The sequence below is a fragment of the Paraburkholderia phytofirmans PsJN genome, assembly GCF_000020125.1.
GTDB lineage: Bacteria > Pseudomonadota > Gammaproteobacteria > Burkholderiales > Burkholderiaceae > Paraburkholderia > Paraburkholderia phytofirmans.
Window position 1 is genome coordinate 497926 of the sequence record NC_010676.1, and the last position, 17947, is coordinate 515872.

The following is a 17947-nucleotide window of genomic DNA, read 5'->3' on the forward strand; positions in this document are numbered from 1 at the left end:
GATCTTTCGGTGTGCAGGCGGTGCCTCGGCGGCACTTACCTCACGGTGTCTTCCACGCGAATACACGCGACCCGTGTCGCCCTCGCGCCGTGCGTGACGGGTTGCGGAATCTCCCGGGCACAGGCGTCGATTGCATCCGGGCAGCGCGTGCGAAACGCGCAGCCGGAAGGCGGATTGAGCGGCGAGGCAATTTCGCCGCGCAACAGCAAATGGCGGCGCGCGCGCTCCACCACCGGATCGGGCACCGGCACGGCCGAGAGCAACGCCCGCGTGTACGGATGGCGCGGCGTGCCGTACACCTCGCGCTTGTCGCCGAATTCCATCACGCGACCCAGATACATCACCAGCACGCGGTGGCTGATTGCTTTCACCACGGCCAGATCGTGCGCGACGAACAGAAGCGAGAGCGACAGTTCGCGTTGCAGATCGCGCAGCAGGTTGACGATCTGCGCCTGGATCGACACGTCGAGCGCGGACACCGGCTCGTCGCAGATCACCAGTTGCGGTTCGCCGATCAGCGCGCGCGCAATGCCGACGCGCTGACACTGGCCGCCGGAAAACTCGTGCGGGTAACGGCGCAGATGCTGCGCGTTGAGGCCGACACGTTCGAGCATGGTGAGCACGCGCCGCTGTACATCGGCACGGGCGACATCCTGGCCGTGCGTCGTCAACGGTTCGGAAACGATCTGTTCGATCGTCATGCGCGGATCGAGCGAGGCGAGCGGGTCCTGGAAAATCATCTGCACGTCGCGGCGCAAACGCGAGGTATTGCGGCGTGCGCCGGGCAGCACGGTTTCGTCGCCGAGCCAGCGCACGCTGCCGCTCGCGACCGGCGCGAGGCCGATGATCGCGCGCGCAAGCGTCGACTTGCCGCAACCCGATTCACCGACGAGTCCCACGGTTTCGCCGCGCCGCACGTTGAACGACACGCCGTCCACCGCGCGCAGCGTCGCTTTGCCGGACCATGGAAAGCCGCCGCGCGGCACGCCGAATTGCACCTTGAGATTGTCGACGCGCAGCAACGTTGCCGCGTCCTGATTTGCAAGCGAAGTGGTGTTCATACGTGTTGTGCCTCGAGAATTTCACCCACTGGGCGATGGCAGGCGCGCAGCGCGTCGACGTGATCAGCAGAGGCGGCAAGCGGCGGCCGCGATTCACGGCAACGTTCGGTGCAATACCCACAGCGCGGCGCGAAGGCACAACCCGCACCGACTTCGCCGGGCAGCGGCGGATTGCCTGGAATGGTTTGCAGCGGACGGTCGTCGTCATCGTCAGTGAGGCGCGGCAGCGCGTTCAGCAGGCCGAGCGTGTACGGGTGCGTCGGCGCGGCGAACAGCGCGGCGGCGCTCGCCTGCTCGACGGTCTGGCCCGCGTACATCACCATCACGTCGTCGCACAGGCCGGCCACGACGCCCATGTCGTGCGTGATCAGAATGATCGCCGTGCCGCGTTCGCGATTCAGTTCGCGCAGCAGCTCGATGATCTGCGCCTGCACGGTGACGTCGAGCGCGGTGGTGGGTTCGTCGGCAATCAGGATTTCGGGCTCGGAGAGCAGCGCCATGGCGATCATCACGCGCTGACGCATGCCGCCCGAAAACTCGTGCGGGTACATGCCGATCCGGCGCGCGGCATCGGGAATGCGCACCGATTCCAGCGTTTCAATGGCGCGGCGGCGCGCTTCGCGGCGCGACATCTTGCGATGCAGTTGCAGCGTCTCGGTCATCTGCCGTTCGATCGTCAGGAACGGATTCAGCGAGGTCATCGGGTCCTGAAAGATCATGCCGATGCGGTCGCCGCGAATCTTGTTCAGCGAGGCTTCGTTCATGGTCAGCAGGTTTTCGCCGCGATAAGTCGCGCTGCCCGATACCTTGCCGTTGCCGGCCAGAAGGCCAAGAAGCGCCATTACGGTCTGGCTCTTGCCTGAGCCCGATTCGCCTACTATGCCGAGCGTGCGGCCGGCCTCGAGCGAAAACGACACGCCTTGCACCGCGTCGACGGGTGCGCCTTCGCGGCGCGTAAAGCGCACGCTGAGGTCTTTGACTTCGAGTAGCGGCATGTCAGCGGTCCTTCGGATCGAATGCGTCGCGCAAACCATCGCCGACGAAATTCACGCAATACAGCGTCACGCACAGCATCACGGCCGGGCACAGCAGCAGCCACGGCATCGATTCGAGCTTCTGCGCGCCGTCCTGAATCAGCACGCCCCAACTCGTCATCGGCTCCTGCACGCCGAGGCCGAGAAACGACAGCACCGATTCCGTCAGCACGATGTTCGGCACCGTCACACTCGCGTACACCACGACCACGCCGAACAGATTCGGCACGATGTGACGCGCGATGATCGAGCCCGAACTCACGCCGATCGCTCGCGCCGCGTCGATGAATTCGCGCGAGCGCAACGACAGCGTCTGGCCGCGCACCACGCGCGCCATGTCGAGCCACGAAAACGCGCTGATAGTAAGCACGACCAGATAGAAAGCGCGGCCGAACATCGTCATCATCAGGATGGCGATCAGCATGTAGGGAATCGCGTACATCATGTCGACGATGCGCATCATCACCGCGTCGACGCGTCCGCCGAGATAGCCCGCTGTCGCGCCATACGCGACCCCGATCAGGCCCGACACCAGCGTGCCGAGCAGACCGACTTCGAGCGACACGCGCCCGCCTTGCAAAGTGCGCGCGAGCAGATCGCGGCCGAGTTCGTCGGTGCCGAACCAATGCATGTTTTGCAGCGTCGGCGGCAGGCTGATCGCGCTCCAGTCGCTGTCGATGGGATTGTTCGGCAGCAGCCACGGACCCGCCACGCACGCGATCACGATCAGCATCAGCACGACGAAGCCCGCGAATGCGGCGCGGTTGCGCACGAAGCGCCACGCGGCGGTGGCGAGCGGGCCGCGTGAGCGCGGCGCCCTGGCGATGGCCGCGAGCGGATCGAGCGCCGCGGCAGTCGATTGAATTGAGCGGGGCATGGATCAGTACCGGATGCGCGGATCGAGCCACGCATACGCGAGGTCGACCAGCAGATTGAAGAGCACGGCGACCGCGGTCGTCAGCACGACGAGGCCGAGCACGAGGGTGTAGTCGCGATTGATTGCACCGTTGACGACCAGTTGGCCGAGGCCCGGCAGCGCGAACACCGATTCGGTGACCACCGCCGCGGTGATCGACGAGATGCAGATCGAGCCAAGCAGCGAGACGACCGGCATCAGCGCCGGCTTCATCGCGTGACGCAACACGATCGTGCGGCCCGGCAAACCCTTGGCGCGTGCGGTGCGGATGAAGTTGCCCGACAGCACTTCGATCATGCTGCCGCGCATCACACGCGCAATCGCTGCGACGTTGATGATGGTGAGCAGCACGATCGGCAGCACGCGATAGCGCCATTCGCCTTCGCCCCAGCCGCCGGCCGGCAGCCAGCCGTGCCCTTCGGACGTTTTCAGCAGGATCGCGAAGATCCACACCAGCACCGGTCCCAGCACGAAGGGCGGCACCACGTTGCCGAGATTGCCGAGCACCATCACGAAGTGATCGACGAAGCGGTCGCGCCGCACCGCGGCCACCGTGCCGAGCGCGACGCCGATTACGAGCGCGATCGGCACCGACACGCCGCCCACGCCGAGGCTCACCGGCAGTGCTTTCCACACCAGATCGTTGACCGACCAGTCGGCGTAGCGGAACGACGGCCCGAGGTCGCCGTGCAGCAGCGAGCCGAGGTAGTGGAGGTACTGCAGCCACAACGGTTCGTCGAGGTGATACTTGGCGTTCAGGTTCGCGAGCACGGCGGCCGAGAGTTGCTTCTCGGTGTCGAACGGGCCACCCGGGGTGAGATGCAGCAGCAGATAGCACGCGGTGATCACGGCGAGAATCGTCGGGATCGCCCAGAGCGTGCGGCGCAGCGTATAGGCCAGCATGACGGTGCTCCCCGCGTTTAGTGCTTGGTCAGATACATGTCTTGCGTGGCGCGCATGTCGAGGTAGTTGGTCGGCTTATAGCCGCCAACGTACGACTTGACCAGCCGGTCGGCCGAGTACTGGAAGAGCGATACCACGGGGTAATCGTTCATGGCCAGATCGTGCGCCTGCGTGAACAACGCGGTGCGCTTCGCGTCGTCGAGCTGCTGGTTGCCTTCGTCGATCAGCTTGTCGACTTGCGGGTTGCAGTAGTGCTGGTCGTTCTGGACGCTGTTGCAGCGGATCAGATCGAAAAACGAGTTGGCGTCGTTGTAGTCGACGAACCAGCCGTCGCGGGAGGCCTGCACCTTGCCGTCGTGGCGTTGCTTGAGCAGCACCTTGTATTCGACGTTTTCGAGCTTGGCGGTCACGCCGAGCTTGGTGCGCCATTCCGAGGTGGCGAACAGCGCGACTTTCTTGTGCAGGTCGTTGGTGTTGTAGGTGAGCGTGAACGTCAGCGGCTTCGCGTCCGAATAGCCCGCGGTCTTCAGCAGGTTGCGCGCGTAGTCGACGCGCTTGGCCATCGGCCAGTTCGCCCACTCCGGCGTGAAGACACCTGAACCTTCGGTGCCTTTGGCGATCAGGCCGTACATCGGCACTTCGCCGTCGGCTGTCAGACGCTTGGTCAGCAGGTCGCGGTCGAGCACCATCGCGAGCGCCTGGCGCACGCGTTTATCTTTGAAGGCAGGGTCGTCGTTATTCAGGCTGTAGTAGTACGTGGCGATCTGCAGGCCGGTCTTCAGCTCGGGGCCGAACTGCTTGCTCACTTGTGAATAGACGCCTGACGGAATCGAATACGTGTAGTCGAACTGGCCGGCCTGGTACATGCGCATGGCCGTTTCGTCGTTTTCGATCGGCAGGTAGGTCACTTTCGTGATCACGACCTTGCCGTTATTCCAGTACGTCGGGCTTTTGGTGGCCACCAGACGGTTGCTCGGCTGCCAGTCGGTCAGTGCATACGGGCCATTGCCCACGAAGTTGCCCGGACGGGTCCAATCGCCGTCGAACTTCGTCACGACCGCGCGGTTGACCGGCGTCATCGTCGCCATGGCCGTGAGCTGCGGGAAGAATGTGGCGGGCACTTCGGTCGTGACTTCGAGCGTGTACGGATCGACGGCGCGCACGCCGAGGCTCGAAAGCGGCGCCTTGCCGGCGAGAATCGCCTTGGCGTTCTTCACGAATTCGACCAGCACCGTGTATTTCGAACCCGTCTTCGGATCGAGCACGCGTTGCCACGAGTAGACGAAGTCGGACGCCGTGACCGGCTGGCCGTTGCTCCAGCGCGCATCGTGGCGCAACTTGAAAACCCATGTATTCGGCCCGCTGCGCGACCACGACTCGGCGACGCCCGGCACGATCGCGCCGCTCGCGTCCATGCGCGTCAGCCCTTCGAACAGGTCGAGGCCGATCGTGTTGCCGGTCCACGATTCGATATGCGCGGGGTCGAGCGATTCGGTTTCGCCCGGCACCTGGCGGGTCATCTCCTGGCTGGCGGCAAGCGTGACGCCAGGCGGCACCGTGACGGCGAAAGCGGAAGGGGCAAACGTGAGGACGAGCGCGGCCAGCGCCGTCGTGTAGACGAACGGGGTTTTCATCGGTTGAGATCGCAGGAAAGGTCGAGAGAGAAACGCGCTGGCGCCAGGGCGCCGGTTTAGCTGCGTTGCCCGGGCCAGGGCGGCCCTTGTTGCTCGTGATGGTAGCGCGACATGCAGGATTCCTTACATTGCGTAATGCAGGCAATCCCTCGCCGGCTCAACCGGATAAGGTGCCTGCTTTTTAGAACAGTCTCGGTGTGCCCACCCAGACGACCACCGACTCGATGCGCGCGGTGTTCACCCAGCTGTGCGGCACCGTTGATTCGTAATGCGCGCTGTCTCCCGCGTGCAACACGAACGTCTTGCCTTCCAGCGTCAACGACACTTCGCCGTCGATCACATAAACAAACTCTTCTCCGGCATGCGTGGTCACTTCGGAGCGCTTCTGCCCGGGCGGCATCCTCACCAGGATCGCTTCGAGCTGACGGCCGCCCGTCAGGTTGGTCAGCCGCGCAAACAGATTGGCCGAGTCCGCAAAACCGAAAAACTTCAACTGATCGCCCCGGCTCACACAGCGTTCCTCGCTGGGTGTGTCGACGAAATACTGCACCGTGACGCCGAGTGCGTGAGCGATCCCGGCCAACGACGTAATGGACGGTGACGCCAGCCCGCGCTCGACTTGCGACAAAAACGGCTTGGAGATTCCCGCCGCGGTTGCCGTGTCATCCAGCGTGCGCTTGAGCCGTTGGCGCAGCGCGCGGATCTTGCTGCCGATTTCTAGTGCCGGATTGCTTTTTTGAATTGTCGTGACCATAGCAGGAGGAAATTAGCCCGTCAAAATTTGTTTGATATAAGTAAATATGGTTTGATTGCGGTCTTGGGCGGGACTGCAGGCTTTTCAGCCCCATGTGGTTGCGAGTGACCACATTTCGAGACAGCACTCTATGTTGCCAGAATCGAAACTAACCCCGGCTAAAACGACTGTTTATTTCTGGAAACGACGAACAATCGGAGTGACGATTGCAGTATGCACGCTGATAGACGCGGTTATGCAATATGAGTATCGAGACGGTTAAGCGTATGACACTAAAGGCTATTTGCGCCGGCACGCACCGATTCGGCGAAATCATATGGGCGTAATGGCATGTAATCGACGCAGGCTCAGTGAATTCCCTGAGTGACTTGGGATGTTTCTGTTTGCAGAATCAGGCCCGCTTGCGGACGGGCGCGCATGTGGACACCATCACACGCGAATCCGGCCGCTGTTTATCATTTCGCCCGCAGCGATCCTGCGCGGCGGAACACTGTCCGGCACGTTCCAACCGAACGGCGGCCGGCGCAAGGACATGACCATCACTGCCGATTTTTTCCGCCGCGGGCTTTCCGCCTGCCGCCGTATAGCAACGCCGCGCTGTGCCGCCCTCGAAATCTCCGTTCGTCGCGATGCTTTATCATTGAGCCCGCTCCGCATGCCGGAGTCCGAGCCCGGTGTGGCGCAGTGTCGCCCAATAGGACTTGCCGCGGAGCGTTTCGCGAGACAGGCTTCGATCCCATCCCCTGGTTTATCTGCTGGTTTGGCGCTTTAACGTGCGGATAAGCGCGCTAACGCGCTGCGTCTGTGCGCCTGCTGCATCCGCATGAGGACGCACGCTTCGCCGACTGTCTTTCCAGATTCCGTTTCACGCGCCGCGCGGCCAGTTCGCGCGACGCCGCAACCGTTTGAACAAGAGGTACACGATGAATTCAACCACTCCGGCGGGCGCACGCGTCTCGCAGACCCGTTCGTTTTCGACGGTCTTTCTGATCGAGATGTGGGAGCGCTTCGGCTATTACGGCATGGCCGCGCTGCTCGTGCTGTTCATGATCGACAAGCTGCAGTTCACCGACAGCCACGCCACGCTCACGTGGGGCGCATTCACGGCGCTGGTGTACGCGTCGCCGTCGATCGGCGGCTGGATCGGCGACAAGATTCTCGGCGCGCGGCGCACGATGATCTTCGGCGCCGGCGTGCTGTCCGTCGGCTATTTCATGCTGGCGCTGCCCAACGACCAGCTTGCCTATATGTATGCGTCGCTCGGCGTGATCGTGGTCGGCAACGGCCTCTTCAAGGCCAACGCCGCGAATCTCGTGCGACGCATTTATGAAGGCGACGACGCGCGTATCGACAGCGCATTCACGATCTACTACATGGCGGTCAACATCGGCTCGACGGTGTCGATGCTCGCCACGCCGTGGATCAAGGACCATTGGGGCTGGCATACGGCCTTCGCCGTGTGCTGCGCGGGGATGCTGTTGTCGATGCTGAACTACTTCATCATGTTCCGTACGCTCGCGCATATCGGCTCCGCGCCGGACGCCGAACCGGTGCGCTGGAAGCGCGTCGGCGCGGTGGCGCTGGGCGGCCTCGCGCTCGGCGCGGCGACCATGTTCGTGCTGCAGCACAAGGCGATCGCGGTGGCCTGCGTGTACACGGCGGGCGTCGCGATTCTCGCGATCTTCGGCTACATGCTGATGAAGTGCGAACGCTCGGAGCGTTCTGGGCTCGTCGCCGCGCTGATCCTGACCGCGCAGGTGATCCTCTTTTTCGTGTTCTATGTGCAGATGTCGACGTCGCTCACGCTGTTCGCGTTGCGCAACGTCGATCCGCGTTTCATTCTGTTCGGCCAGACGTGGTTCACGTGGAGCGCCGCGCAATTCCAGGCACTCAACCCGATCTGGATCATGTTGCTGAGTCCACTGCTCGCGCTGCTGTACACGAAGCTCGCGAAGAGCGGCAAGGACGTGCCGGTGGCGGTCAAGTATGCGTTCGGCTTCGCGGTGGTGGCGGCCGGCTTCTTCGTCTATGCGGCGAGCGGCAACTATGCGGTGAACGGACGCGTGTCGTCGTGGTTCATGGTGGGCGGCTACGGTCTGTATTCGCTCGGCGAATTGCTGGTGAGCGGGCTGGGGCTCGCGATGATCGCGCGCTACGTGCCGGCGCGCATGAGCGGTTTCATGATGGGCGCTTACTTCGTGGCGACCGGCGTGTCGCAATATCTGGGCAGCGTGGTGGCGAATTTCGCGCAGATGCCGGCGGGCGATATGGATCCGCTGGAATCGTTGCCGCTGTATACCAAGCTGTTTACGGGCCTCGGCTGGCTCGCGGCGGTGGGCGCGCTGGTGGCGGTTCTGTTGCTGCCGTTGATGCGCAAGCTCTCGCGTGAACATCAGCGTTGCAGCGACGAGGCGCGTGAGAGCGCGCGGCAAACGGCGGCGTTGAATGGGGCGGTGGCGGAGTAATCAAGCTCTGATCGACGAACGCGGCGCACGCCATGATGTGCGCCGGTAAAACAGAAATGGCGCGCCTCGCAACGCAAGGCGCGCCATTTTTGTATCTGGAAGCGCCGCGCGCTCAAGTGTCCAAGGTGTTCATGGGATAGAACCGCCGGAGGTAAGCTAACGGTTGCCATTGGTCTTTCCAACGAACCGTTTCCCAGACACTCAAGGTAGCCACCCGGATGGAAATCCATATCGCGGTCGAAGGTCATCACGATCTGTCCGGCCAGATCTATCGGCAGTTGCGCGCGGGCATTCTCGAAGGCCGGCTCGCGGGCGGCACGCGTCTGCCGTCCACGCGTGAGCTCGCCACGCAACTGGGCGTGTCGCGCAAGACCACGCTCGACGTGTTCGAGCGGCTGCTCTCCGAAGGCTATCTGAGCGCGCGCGGCGGCTCGGGCACTTTCGTCGCTGACGGTCTGGAGCGTCTGCCGGTGGAGCGCTCCGCGCATGCGCGGGCCGCGGAGTCGTCGCGCGAACGGGCCAGGGCGAAAGCCGCCGCGCGCGCCCAGCCGCTGTGGGACGAGATGCCCGAGAGCTTGCCTCTGCCGAAGCCTTCGGTGGCGTCGCCGCAAGACTTCGTCGGCGGCGCGACCGATAAGACGCTGTTTCCCTTCGACATCTGGCGCCGCTGCGTGAACCACGCGTTGCGTGCGCAAGCGCGCGGTCCCGGCATCTATCGCGATACGGCCGGCGAGCAGGAGCTGCGCCTCGCGATCTCGCGCTACCTGGCCTTCAACCGCGCCGTCTCGAGCAACTGGGAAGACGTGATCGTCACGCAAGGCGCGCAGCACGCGCTCGATCTGCTGGCGCGTATCTCATTGCGCGCCGGCGAAGTCGCGGCGATCGAGGACCCCGCTTATTTGCCGGCGCATGCGTGCCTGAAGGCGACCGGCGCGCGCGTGGTGCCCGTGCCGGTGGATGCGGAAGGCCTGATCGTCAGCAAGCTGCCGGACAAGGCGCGGCTCGTCTACGTGACGCCTTCGCATCAGTTTCCGCTCGGCATGCCGATGAGCCTCGAGCGTCGCGTCGAGTTGCTCGAATGGGCGCAGAAACGCGGCGCGGTGATCATCGAGGACGACTACGACTGCGAGTACCGTTTCGAAGGACGCCCGATGGAGCCGCTCAAAAGCCTCGACCGCGCCGGACTGGTCGCCTACGTCGGCACGTTTTCGAAGACGATCTTTCCGGAACTGCGCGTCGGCTATGTGGTGCCCCCGGCCTCGCTCTACGGTCCGCTCATCAAGGCGCGCCAGATCGGCGACTGGCACGGCTGCACGCTCACGCAAACGGCGCTCGCGTCGTTCATGCTCAACGGCGAATTCGCCAAACATCTGCGGCGCATGCACAAGACCTACGCGGCGCGCCGCGCGATGCTGCTCGATCATCTGCATGGCGGCCTCGCACCCTGGTTCGAACCGATCGTGCCGACCGCCGGCATCCACATGGCGGCCCGTCTGAAAGCGCCGCTGACGGAAGAAGCGGTGGTGAGCGCGGCGCGTGAAGCGTCGATCGGCTTGTATGGACTCGCGCCGTTTTATGTCCGCGCGAAGCCGCAGCCGGGCCTGATGTTCGGCTACGGCAATATCGCGGTCGAGCACATCGATGCCGCGCTCACCAAGCTCGCCGGCATCCTGCCGCGGCTCACGCAATAGGCCCGCGACGCACGTGGTGTTGGTCTAAATCAAGAAGGTGCAGGCCAACGCGAACACGATCTCAAACACGTCAGTCGGCAGTAAAACTGTTTTGAGTGCCGCCCGCGATTTTCTGTCGCAGGGCGAGATTGGCCTCCCCCTGCAGCGTTTTTCGCTGCAGGAGGCGTGTTTTTTCCGCCGCGTGAAAGTACATGACGTGCGAGCCATGAAGTGTTTTTCGCGATCATCGAGCGATCCGCCGACGATGCCCAAGCGCAGAAAGTGCCGTTATTCATGCATCGAAATGACTTGTAACGTACGTTACGTGTTCGTGTTGCCCGGCCCCTCGACGCACGTTTACCCGCTAAAACAAGCATCAAAATGTGTTGCGCAGTCTGCGCCGCGCAACAAACCTTCGCTGTTATACATAAAAGAGTCGCGCAAATCGCATTAGCGCTTGTAGAATCCGGCGTTGAAGCGTGCACATACGGTGTGCGCTTCGTGCAATTCACTGACCACAACAGGTAGGAGAAACATGCCGACTTCCGCAAAAAAGGTGGCCAAGAAGGCTGCTGCCCCGGTACCCGCCAAGAAGGTTGCTGCAAAGAAAGTTCCTGCGAAGAAGGCCGTCGCAGCTAAGAAGGTCGCCGTGAAGGCGTCCAGCGCTCCGGCGCCGATCAAGGACACCTTCACGAAGGCCTCGCTGGCTGCACACGTCGCTGAACGCGCTGCTGTGGAACCGAAGACCGCCAAGGCTGTTCTGGCTGCGCTCGAAGACACGATCCTCGGCGCCGTGCACAAGAAGGGCGCTGGCGAATTCACGCTGTCGGGTCTTCTGAAGATCGTCGTGCAAGCTGTCCCGGCGAAGAAGAAGCGCTTCGGCAAAGACCCGTTCTCGGGCGAAGAGCGTTGGTTCCCGGCCAAGCCGGCTAGCGTGCGCATCAAGGCACGTCCGCTGAAGAAGCTGAAAGACGCTGCTGCAGGCTGATCGCGTTTCGCGCGTCGCCGCTGTTTTAACAATGGTTGACGCGTGAGACGGCCCGAGGGACATTTCCTCGGGACGATCCGCTGTACATGTTGTCTGAATCCCCGTGGGTGAAAGTCCACGGGGATTTTTTGTGTACGTTCGCAGCGCGTTGAGATTTCGCGGAGCACCTTGCATCTCCTGCTCTATCGGTGCACCACGGTGCCACGTATGCACTGTACTAGCGCATCATGGGCCGCCGCAGTACGATGGCAGCGAAGCCATGCCGGCCGGGATGCGCTATTCGCGTGCATGCAAGCGGTTTAGTACGTGGAAAGCTCAATGGCATAGCGCTTGCTTGATCGATTGTCGAACACCGAATGCGCAGCGCATTCGCCTTCTATCCGACAACAAGAGCGGGGCGTGACATGCGATGCTATGACGAGATGCGTCATCATGACGATGCCGTGCGGCCACACTACGCGCGCTTTGAGCGGTGGCTGGTGAAGCAGGGCAACGAAGCGATCGCACGCAAGCGTGCGGAAGCCGACCTGCTGTTTCGCCGGGTCGGCATCACCTTCGCGGTGAACGGCGATCTGTCCGGCACCGAGCGGCTGATCCCATTCGACCTGATTCCGCGCATCATTCCGCGCGGTGAATGGCAGACGCTCGAGGCCGGTTTGCGTCAGCGCGTGCAGGCGCTCAATCTGTTCATTCACGACGTCTATCACGACCGCAATATCGTGCGCGCCGGCATTGTGCCGGCCGAGCAGGTCTACACCAATGCGCAATACCGGCCTGAAATGCAGGGCGTGAATGTGCCGCTCGGTGTTTACGCGCATATCGCCGGCGTCGACGTGGTGCGAGCGGGCGACGAGGGCGAGTTCTACGTGCTCGAAGACAACCTGCGGGTGCCGTCGGGCGTCTCCTATATGCTCGAAAACCGCAAGATGATGATGCGGCTTTTCCCCGAGCTGTTCGTGCAGAACCGCATTGCGCCGGTCGCGCATTATCCCGATCTGTTGCTCGATACGCTGCGCTCGGTCGCGCCCGAAGGCGTCGACGATCCAGTCGTGGTGGTGCTCACGCCGGGCATGTACAACTCCGCGTATTTCGAGCATACGTTCCTCGCGCAGCAGATGGGCGTGGAGCTGGTGGAAGGCAAGGATCTGTTCGTCGACGACAACTATGTGTTCATGCGCACCACGCAAGGACCGAAACGCGTCGACGTGATCTACCGCCGCGTCGACGACGATTTTCTCGACCCGCTCGCTTTCCGTAACGACTCGGCGCTCGGCGTGCCGGGTCTCCTGACTGCGTATCGCGCGGGCCGCGTGGCGCTCGCGAACGCGATGGGCACTGGCATCGCCGACGACAAATCGATCTACCCGTACGTGCCGGAAATGATCGAGTTTTACCTCGGCGAGAAGCCGATCCTCAACAACGTGCCCACGTTCCAGTGCCGCAAGCCCGACGATCTGGCGTACACGCTCGCGCATTTGCCGGAACTGGTGGTGAAGGAAGTGCACGGCGCGGGTGGCTACGGCATGCTCGTCGGACCGGCTTCGACGAAAGCCGAAATCGAGTCGTTCCGCGAGCGTCTGATCGCGCGTCCGGCGGGGTACATCGCGCAGCCCACGCTCGCGCTCTCAGCATGTCCGACCTTCGTCGAAGCCGGCATCGCGCCGCGTCATATCGACTTGCGTCCGTTCGTGCTGTCCGGCAAGACCGTCACGATGGTCGCCGGCGGACTCACGCGGGTGGCGTTGCAGGAGGGCTCGCTCGTCGTCAATTCGTCGCAGGGAGGCGGGACCAAAGATACGTGGATGGTCGACTGACGCGGTTGCCGATGCGGTCGCACAAGCTTCACGCAACCGCGCCTGCAACCCAACGCGCCGGGCAGCACGTGAGACGTAACACGCGCGCCGCCGGCGCACACGGATAACCAGCGCGAGCCTCTTACTTCGACGAGGCCTCGCGTCATCAGATACGGAACGCCGTCATGCTAAGCCGAACCGCCGATCACCTTTTCTGGATGGCCCGCTACATGGAGCGCGCGGAGAACACCGCCCGCATGCTCGATATCAACCTGAAGGCGCTGCTGTTGCCGCAGACGCCCGACCAGGAGGCGCGCGCGCAACGCTCGGTGCTGCGCATCTCCGAACTCGAAACCGCGTTTGCGCAGCGCCACGACGAACCGACTCGCGAAAACGTGCTCGATTTCATGGTGGCCGATGCGACCAATCCGTCGAGTATCCATTCGTGTCTGCAAGCCGCGCGCGAAAACGCCCGCGCCGTGCGCGGCACGTTGACGACCGAGTGGTGGGAAACCATCAACGATACATGGCTCGAATTCAATGAGCGCGCTTCGTCCGGCCAGGCCGCGAGCAATCCGGGCGCGCTGTTCGAGTGGGTCAAGTTCCGCTCGCATCTGTCGCGCGGCGTGACGATCGGCACCGCGCTGCAGGACGACGCGTTCTTCTTCACGCAGCTCGGCACTTTCCTCGAACGCGCCGACAACACCGCGCGGATTCTCGACGTGCGCTTTGCCGACGTCGAACCGAATTCACGCGATGCCGCGCGCCAGCTCGAAGACTTCTATTACTGGACCTCGATCCTGAGTTCGGTGTCGGCGCTGGAGATCTATCGCAAGGTGTATCGCGATGTCGTCACGCCGGCGCGCGTGGTCGAACTGATGATCCTGAATCAGCAGATGCCGCGTTCGCTGCTGGCGTCGCTCGAAGGCGTCTGCGTGAATCTGGCGATGCTGCGCACCTCCGGCTCGAATCAGTGCGAACGGTTCGCCGGCAAGCTGCGCGCCGAACTCGTCTACTCCGACATCCGGCAGATTTTCGAAGCCGGCCTGCACGCCTATCTGACACAGTTCCTCGCTCGCGTGTTCGAGCTGGGCAATCTGGTTGCGCGTACCTATCTGATGTTGCCAGTCGCCTGACGGAGTTTCTTTATGTACCTGACGATCCGCCACGACACGTCCTATCGCTACGAAGCGACTGTCCATTATTCGATCCAGCAACTGCGGCTGACGCCGGCAAGCGGCGCCTCGCAGGTCGTGCGGCGCTGGGCCATCGACGCGCCGGGCAAGCTCGACGCGACTTTCGACGCTTACGGCAACGTGCTGCACACGCTGGTCATCAACAAGCCGCATAGCGAGATTCGTCTGCACGTGGCCGGCGAAGTGGACACGATCCCGCTGATCGACGGCCATTTGCCCGACGCGGTCGGGCCGATTCCGCTCGAGCATTTCACCTGTTCGACGCGCTTGACCGAGGCCGATGCGGCGGTCCGTGAACTGGCCGAATCAGTGCCGAGCCTGAGCAGCTCGGCGAATCTGATCGCGCTCGCCGAACAGATCGTGCAGCGCGTGAAGTACAACACGGGCATTACCGAAGTCACTAGCACGGCCGCCGAGGCGCTCGCGCTCGGCAACGGCGTATGTCAGGACCACGCGCATCTGATGCTCGCCTGCTGCCGCGCACGCGGCATTCCGGCGCGCTACGTGAGCGGCTATATCGAACCCGGCGAGGTCACGCACGGCGCGAGCCATGCATGGGTCGACGTGTGGGTCGACGGCAAGGGCTGGATTTCCATCGACGTCACCCATGCCGCGTTTGCCAGCGAACTCTACTGCCGCCTCGCCGTTGCGCGCGACTATGAAGCGGCCGCGCCGGTGCGTGGCCGGCGTATCGGCGGGCTGGAAGAACAGCTCAAAGTGTCCGTGACGGTCAGCGGGCAACAGTCACAATAGAGACGAGGGCGGCCTGCAGAGACGGCTCTAATGGCGCCTGCGAGCGCCAGCCCTCATATCGCCATTCAGAATAGGCCCGCAACGGCCGATAATCGGCATATAACGGGATAGAGGCGCATGCGCGCCGCTTTACAATAGCGCCGTTCAGTTGTTTTTTGCGGGTAACTTTTCTTATGACTTACTGTGTCGCGATGTCCGTCGACGACGGTCTCGTGTTCCTCTCGGACACGCGCACCAACGCGGGCGTCGATCACATCAGCACCGCGCGCAAGATGTCGGTGTTCGAGCAGCCGGGCGAGCGTATGCTCACGCTGCTGGGCGCCGGCAATCTGTCGCTGACTCAAGCGGTGCTGCACGAGCTGTCCGAGCCCACGGATCCTTCCCTGCCCACGCTCTGGAACGCGCCGACCATGGCCGACGCGGCCCGCGTGATCGGCCGCGCGGTGCGTTGCGTGCATCAGCGCGAGGCGGAGGCGTTGCAGGAATTCGGCGTCGACTTCAATTGCAGTTTCATTCTAGGCGGGCAGATCGCGGGCAACCGGCCGCGCCTGTTCATGATTTACGCGGCGGGCAATTTCATCGAGGCGTCGGCGGTGAATCCGTATTTCCAGATCGGCGAGGCCAAATACGGCAAGCCGATCATCGACCGCGTGTTGACGCCGTCCACACCGCTCGACGAAGCCGCCAAATGCGCGCTGATCTCCATGGACTCGACGCTGCGCTCGAATCTGTCGGTCGGCTTGCCGCTCGATCTGCTGGTCTACCAGAAGGACACGCTGCACGTTACGCGCTTCGTCTCGATTGATCACGACAACGCGTACTTCGAGATGATTCACCGGACGTGGGGCGAGCGGCTGCGTCAGGTGTTCGGCGAGATTCCCGATCCGGACTGGCAGGAATCGCCGAATGTGCCGCTGCTGCAGCGGGAGCGGGCACTGGTGCTGCACCGCGCGCCGGTGGGCGCCGATGGCATCGAGCATGAACTCGATGCGAAACCCGCGCAGACGTTGGCGCAGGCGGAGCGGGGCAAAGCGCAGCGGAAGTAAGCCGGAAGTCGCCGCCGCTTGCGTTCGGGGCAGCGTGACGTGGGGCTTCGCGGAAGCCAGTACACGAAAGGTCGTCAGGAGCCTGAATCGGGCTTGCTGGCGGCCTTTTTCATTGGCTGGTCCAGAAGAGTCGAAGAACGCCGGACGAAAAAAAAACCAGCCACAGGCTTTCGCCCGTGGCTGGTCTTCAACTGCGTGTTGCTTCAGCAGTCCGTCAAGTTCGATTAGAACTTGTGGCGGATGCCCAGGCTGACCAGTTCTTGCGAGCTGGAAGCCGAGTTGTAGCCGTACGAACCGATTGCCGCGCCTGCGTCGACCAGACCGCCGCCCGACGTACGTTGCTGGCCGCTTGCGTGCTGGTATGCGCCGACCAGGTAGACGTCCGTGCGCTTCGACAGGTTGTAGTCGCCGCCCAGGGAAACCTGGTGATACGTTGCGCTCGAATCGCCGCTAGCCTTGGTGTAGATGTAGCCCACGCCAACCAGCATGGCCGGCGTTGCCTGGTAACCCAGGTATGCGCCGCCGATGTTGTACTTCTCGGTCGAACCGAAGCCCGAATTTGCATCCGGCTTGTACTGTGCATTGCTGTAACGCAGGTTGGCCGTGAACGGGCCTGCCACATATTGCACAGCGACCGAAGCGATGCCGATCGACTTGGCCGCGGCGTATGCGCCGTTGACCTGGTTGTCGAACGTGCCGTCCGACGTGCTGCCGTTCCAGCCCACCGCGCCTGCCGACGTGCGGCTAGCCAGCGTGTTGCCGTTGTCCAGGCGGAAGTAGCCTGCAGCCACGCTGAACGGGCCCGTTGCGTACGTTGCAGCACCCGACCACGATTGACCCGAACCCGTTGCGCCAGCCACGCCGCCCAGAGCGTACATGCCTTCGAACTGGAAGCCGCTCCACACCGGCGAGGTGTACTTGATGGCGCTGTTCGTGCGCGAGGAGTTGTCGTTGTTGTCGACGTCGCCCGGCGTGGTGAACGTGGAGCCGAAGTAGTTGTCAGCCGTCAGCGGCTGAACCAGGTCGACCAGCGGGTCGTATTGACGACCCAGCGTGAACGTACCCCACTGATCACCCGTCAGGCCGACGTAGGCTTGACGACCGAACATGCGGCCGCCTTGACCCAGCTTGCCGGTGTTCACGTCAAAGCCGTTTTCCAACTGGAAGATCGCCTTCAGGCCACCGCCGAGGTCTTCCGTGCCTTTCAAGCCGAAACGCGGACCTTGCAGGTTGCCGCCGACCAGGCCAACTTGATTCGAGTTCTTGCCGTTCGTGTCGACGGTGTTGTGAGCGTACTGGATCGATTCATCGATCAAACCGTACAGGGTCACGCTGCTTTGAGCATGTGCCACGCCAGTGGCGCTCAGGAGCGCCAGCGAGAGGGTAGACAGTGCGATTCGTTTCATCCATTTCTCCACGCAGATGATTAGTTTCTTTGTTGCGGAAAGGAGAATAGCTCACCGCGTCAATCGGCAAGAACTGGAAAAAAAAGAGTGTCTCCAAAAACTGACAAACCACGCAAAGCCTTGTATTTAAAGCGCGTTAACGATTATTTCAGTTTCAGCAACATTTATTCGTTGACTCAGCATTATTGTTGTTTTGATGACAGTGAGTACTCAAATACGTGTACTTTCGACACTGATTTGTATGCGGAATGTAATGAAGTTATCTAATTTTTCGGCTCGTTTTGTAGCGTTTCCATAAAAATCGAGCCGGATCGTGCTTGACGGAGTC

The 17947-nt window shown here is 62.6% G+C and carries 15 protein-coding genes; 8 read left to right on the forward strand and 7 right to left on the reverse strand.

Going from position 1 to position 17947, the window contains the following annotated elements; translation table 11 throughout:
• Positions 1 to 35: 35 nt before the first annotated feature.
• From BPHYT_RS22030 to BPHYT_RS22055, 6 genes are all read right to left on the reverse strand, one after another.
• Complete coding sequence (locus BPHYT_RS22030) at positions 36 to 1061, reverse strand: ABC transporter ATP-binding protein (protein ID WP_012426326.1); 1026 nt, start codon at positions 1059 to 1061, stop codon at positions 36 to 38.
• Positions 1058 to 2056 (reverse strand): ABC transporter ATP-binding protein, encoded by a 999-nt coding sequence (locus tag BPHYT_RS22035; protein WP_012426327.1) that lies wholly within the window; start codon positions 2054 to 2056, stop codon positions 1058 to 1060. The genes BPHYT_RS22030 and BPHYT_RS22035 overlap by 4 nt, the downstream gene beginning before the upstream one ends.
• Before the next feature lies 1 nt (position 2057).
• Positions 2058 to 2972 (reverse strand): ABC transporter permease, encoded by a 915-nt coding sequence (locus tag BPHYT_RS22040; protein WP_012426328.1) that lies wholly within the window; start codon positions 2970 to 2972, stop codon positions 2058 to 2060.
• 3 nt (positions 2973 to 2975) lie between these two features.
• Positions 2976 to 3914 (reverse strand): ABC transporter permease subunit, encoded by a 939-nt coding sequence (locus tag BPHYT_RS22045; protein WP_012426329.1) that lies wholly within the window; start codon positions 3912 to 3914, stop codon positions 2976 to 2978.
• A 17-nt stretch (positions 3915 to 3931) separates the two neighbouring features.
• Complete coding sequence (locus BPHYT_RS22050) at positions 3932 to 5548, reverse strand: peptide ABC transporter substrate-binding protein (RefSeq protein ID WP_012426330.1); 1617 nt, start codon at positions 5546 to 5548, stop codon at positions 3932 to 3934.
• 181 nt (positions 5549 to 5729) lie between these two features.
• A complete protein-coding gene (locus tag BPHYT_RS22055; protein WP_012426331.1) occupies positions 5730 to 6302 on the reverse strand; it encodes a cupin domain-containing protein in 573 nt (190 codons plus the stop codon).
• 373 nt (positions 6303 to 6675) lie between these two features.
• Between BPHYT_RS22055 and BPHYT_RS38315 the strand changes: the two genes are divergently transcribed.
• The 8 genes from BPHYT_RS38315 to BPHYT_RS22090 all read left to right on the forward strand — a co-directional run bounded on the left by BPHYT_RS38315 (position 6676) and on the right by BPHYT_RS22090 (position 16213).
• On the forward strand, positions 6676 to 7074 hold the full coding sequence (locus tag BPHYT_RS38315) for a hypothetical protein (protein ID WP_148225138.1): 399 nt from the start codon (positions 6676 to 6678) through the stop codon (positions 7072 to 7074).
• 151 nt (positions 7075 to 7225) lie between these two features.
• Positions 7226 to 8767 (forward strand): peptide MFS transporter, encoded by a 1542-nt coding sequence (locus tag BPHYT_RS22060; RefSeq protein WP_012426332.1) that lies wholly within the window; start codon positions 7226 to 7228, stop codon positions 8765 to 8767.
• 218 nt (positions 8768 to 8985) lie between these two features.
• On the forward strand, positions 8986 to 10458 hold the full coding sequence (gene pdxR, locus BPHYT_RS22065; RefSeq protein ID WP_012426333.1) for a MocR-like pyridoxine biosynthesis transcription factor PdxR: 1473 nt from the start codon (positions 8986 to 8988) through the stop codon (positions 10456 to 10458).
• Positions 10459 to 10972: 514 nt separating this feature from the next.
• On the forward strand, positions 10973 to 11425 hold the full coding sequence (locus BPHYT_RS22070) for an HU family DNA-binding protein (protein WP_012426334.1): 453 nt from the start codon (positions 10973 to 10975) through the stop codon (positions 11423 to 11425).
• Between the two features lie 404 nt (positions 11426 to 11829).
• On the forward strand, positions 11830 to 13239 hold the full coding sequence (locus BPHYT_RS22075) for a circularly permuted type 2 ATP-grasp protein (protein ID WP_012426335.1): 1410 nt from the start codon (positions 11830 to 11832) through the stop codon (positions 13237 to 13239).
• A gap of 164 nt (positions 13240 to 13403) precedes the next feature.
• Entirely contained in the window at positions 13404 to 14354 is a 951-nt protein-coding gene (locus BPHYT_RS22080) for an alpha-E domain-containing protein (RefSeq protein WP_012426336.1), read from the forward strand.
• Positions 14355 to 14366: 12 nt separating this feature from the next.
• Positions 14367 to 15167, forward strand: coding sequence for a transglutaminase family protein (locus BPHYT_RS22085; protein ID WP_012426337.1), 801 nt, complete (start codon positions 14367 to 14369; stop codon positions 15165 to 15167).
• A 173-nt stretch (positions 15168 to 15340) separates the two neighbouring features.
• The gene (locus BPHYT_RS22090; protein ID WP_012426338.1) at positions 15341 to 16213 is read left to right on the forward strand and encodes a proteasome-type protease; all 873 of its coding nucleotides are present in this window, start codon (positions 15341 to 15343) and stop codon (positions 16211 to 16213) included.
• A gap of 224 nt (positions 16214 to 16437) precedes the next feature.
• Here the strand turns inward: BPHYT_RS22090 and BPHYT_RS22095 are convergent, their stop codons facing one another.
• The gene (locus BPHYT_RS22095; protein ID WP_012426339.1) at positions 16438 to 17619 is read right to left on the reverse strand and encodes a porin; all 1182 of its coding nucleotides are present in this window, start codon (positions 17617 to 17619) and stop codon (positions 16438 to 16440) included.
• Positions 17620 to 17947 lie beyond the last annotated feature (328 nt).

What these genes read in the sequence shown, in the direction of transcription:
- BPHYT_RS22030 (WP_012426326.1), bottom strand. Translation starts at nt 1,061, where the DNA reads ATGAACACCACTTCGCTTGCAAATCAGGACGCGGCAACGTTGCTGCGC.
- BPHYT_RS22035 (WP_012426327.1), bottom strand. Translation starts at nt 2,056, where the DNA reads ATGCCGCTACTCGAAGTCAAAGACCTCAGCGTGCGCTTTACGCGCCGC.
- BPHYT_RS22040 (WP_012426328.1), bottom strand. Translation starts at nt 2,972, where the DNA reads ATGCCCCGCTCAATTCAATCGACTGCCGCGGCGCTCGATCCGCTCGCG.
- BPHYT_RS22045 (WP_012426329.1), bottom strand. Translation starts at nt 3,914, where the DNA reads ATGCTGGCCTATACGCTGCGCCGCACGCTCTGGGCGATCCCGACGATT.
- BPHYT_RS22050 (WP_012426330.1), bottom strand. Translation starts at nt 5,548, where the DNA reads ATGAAAACCCCGTTCGTCTACACGACGGCGCTGGCCGCGCTCGTCCTC.
- BPHYT_RS22055 (WP_012426331.1), bottom strand. Translation starts at nt 6,302, where the DNA reads ATGGTCACGACAATTCAAAAAAGCAATCCGGCACTAGAAATCGGCAGC.
- BPHYT_RS38315 (WP_148225138.1), top strand. Translation starts at nt 6,676, where the DNA reads ATGTTTCTGTTTGCAGAATCAGGCCCGCTTGCGGACGGGCGCGCATGT.
- BPHYT_RS22060 (WP_012426332.1), top strand. Translation starts at nt 7,226, where the DNA reads ATGAATTCAACCACTCCGGCGGGCGCACGCGTCTCGCAGACCCGTTCG.
- pdxR (WP_012426333.1), top strand. Translation starts at nt 8,986, where the DNA reads ATGGAAATCCATATCGCGGTCGAAGGTCATCACGATCTGTCCGGCCAG.
- BPHYT_RS22070 (WP_012426334.1), top strand. Translation starts at nt 10,973, where the DNA reads ATGCCGACTTCCGCAAAAAAGGTGGCCAAGAAGGCTGCTGCCCCGGTA.
- BPHYT_RS22075 (WP_012426335.1), top strand. Translation starts at nt 11,830, where the DNA reads ATGCGATGCTATGACGAGATGCGTCATCATGACGATGCCGTGCGGCCA.
- BPHYT_RS22080 (WP_012426336.1), top strand. Translation starts at nt 13,404, where the DNA reads ATGCTAAGCCGAACCGCCGATCACCTTTTCTGGATGGCCCGCTACATG.
- BPHYT_RS22085 (WP_012426337.1), top strand. Translation starts at nt 14,367, where the DNA reads ATGTACCTGACGATCCGCCACGACACGTCCTATCGCTACGAAGCGACT.
- BPHYT_RS22090 (WP_012426338.1), top strand. Translation starts at nt 15,341, where the DNA reads ATGACTTACTGTGTCGCGATGTCCGTCGACGACGGTCTCGTGTTCCTC.
- BPHYT_RS22095 (WP_012426339.1), bottom strand. Translation starts at nt 17,619, where the DNA reads ATGAAACGAATCGCACTGTCTACCCTCTCGCTGGCGCTCCTGAGCGCC.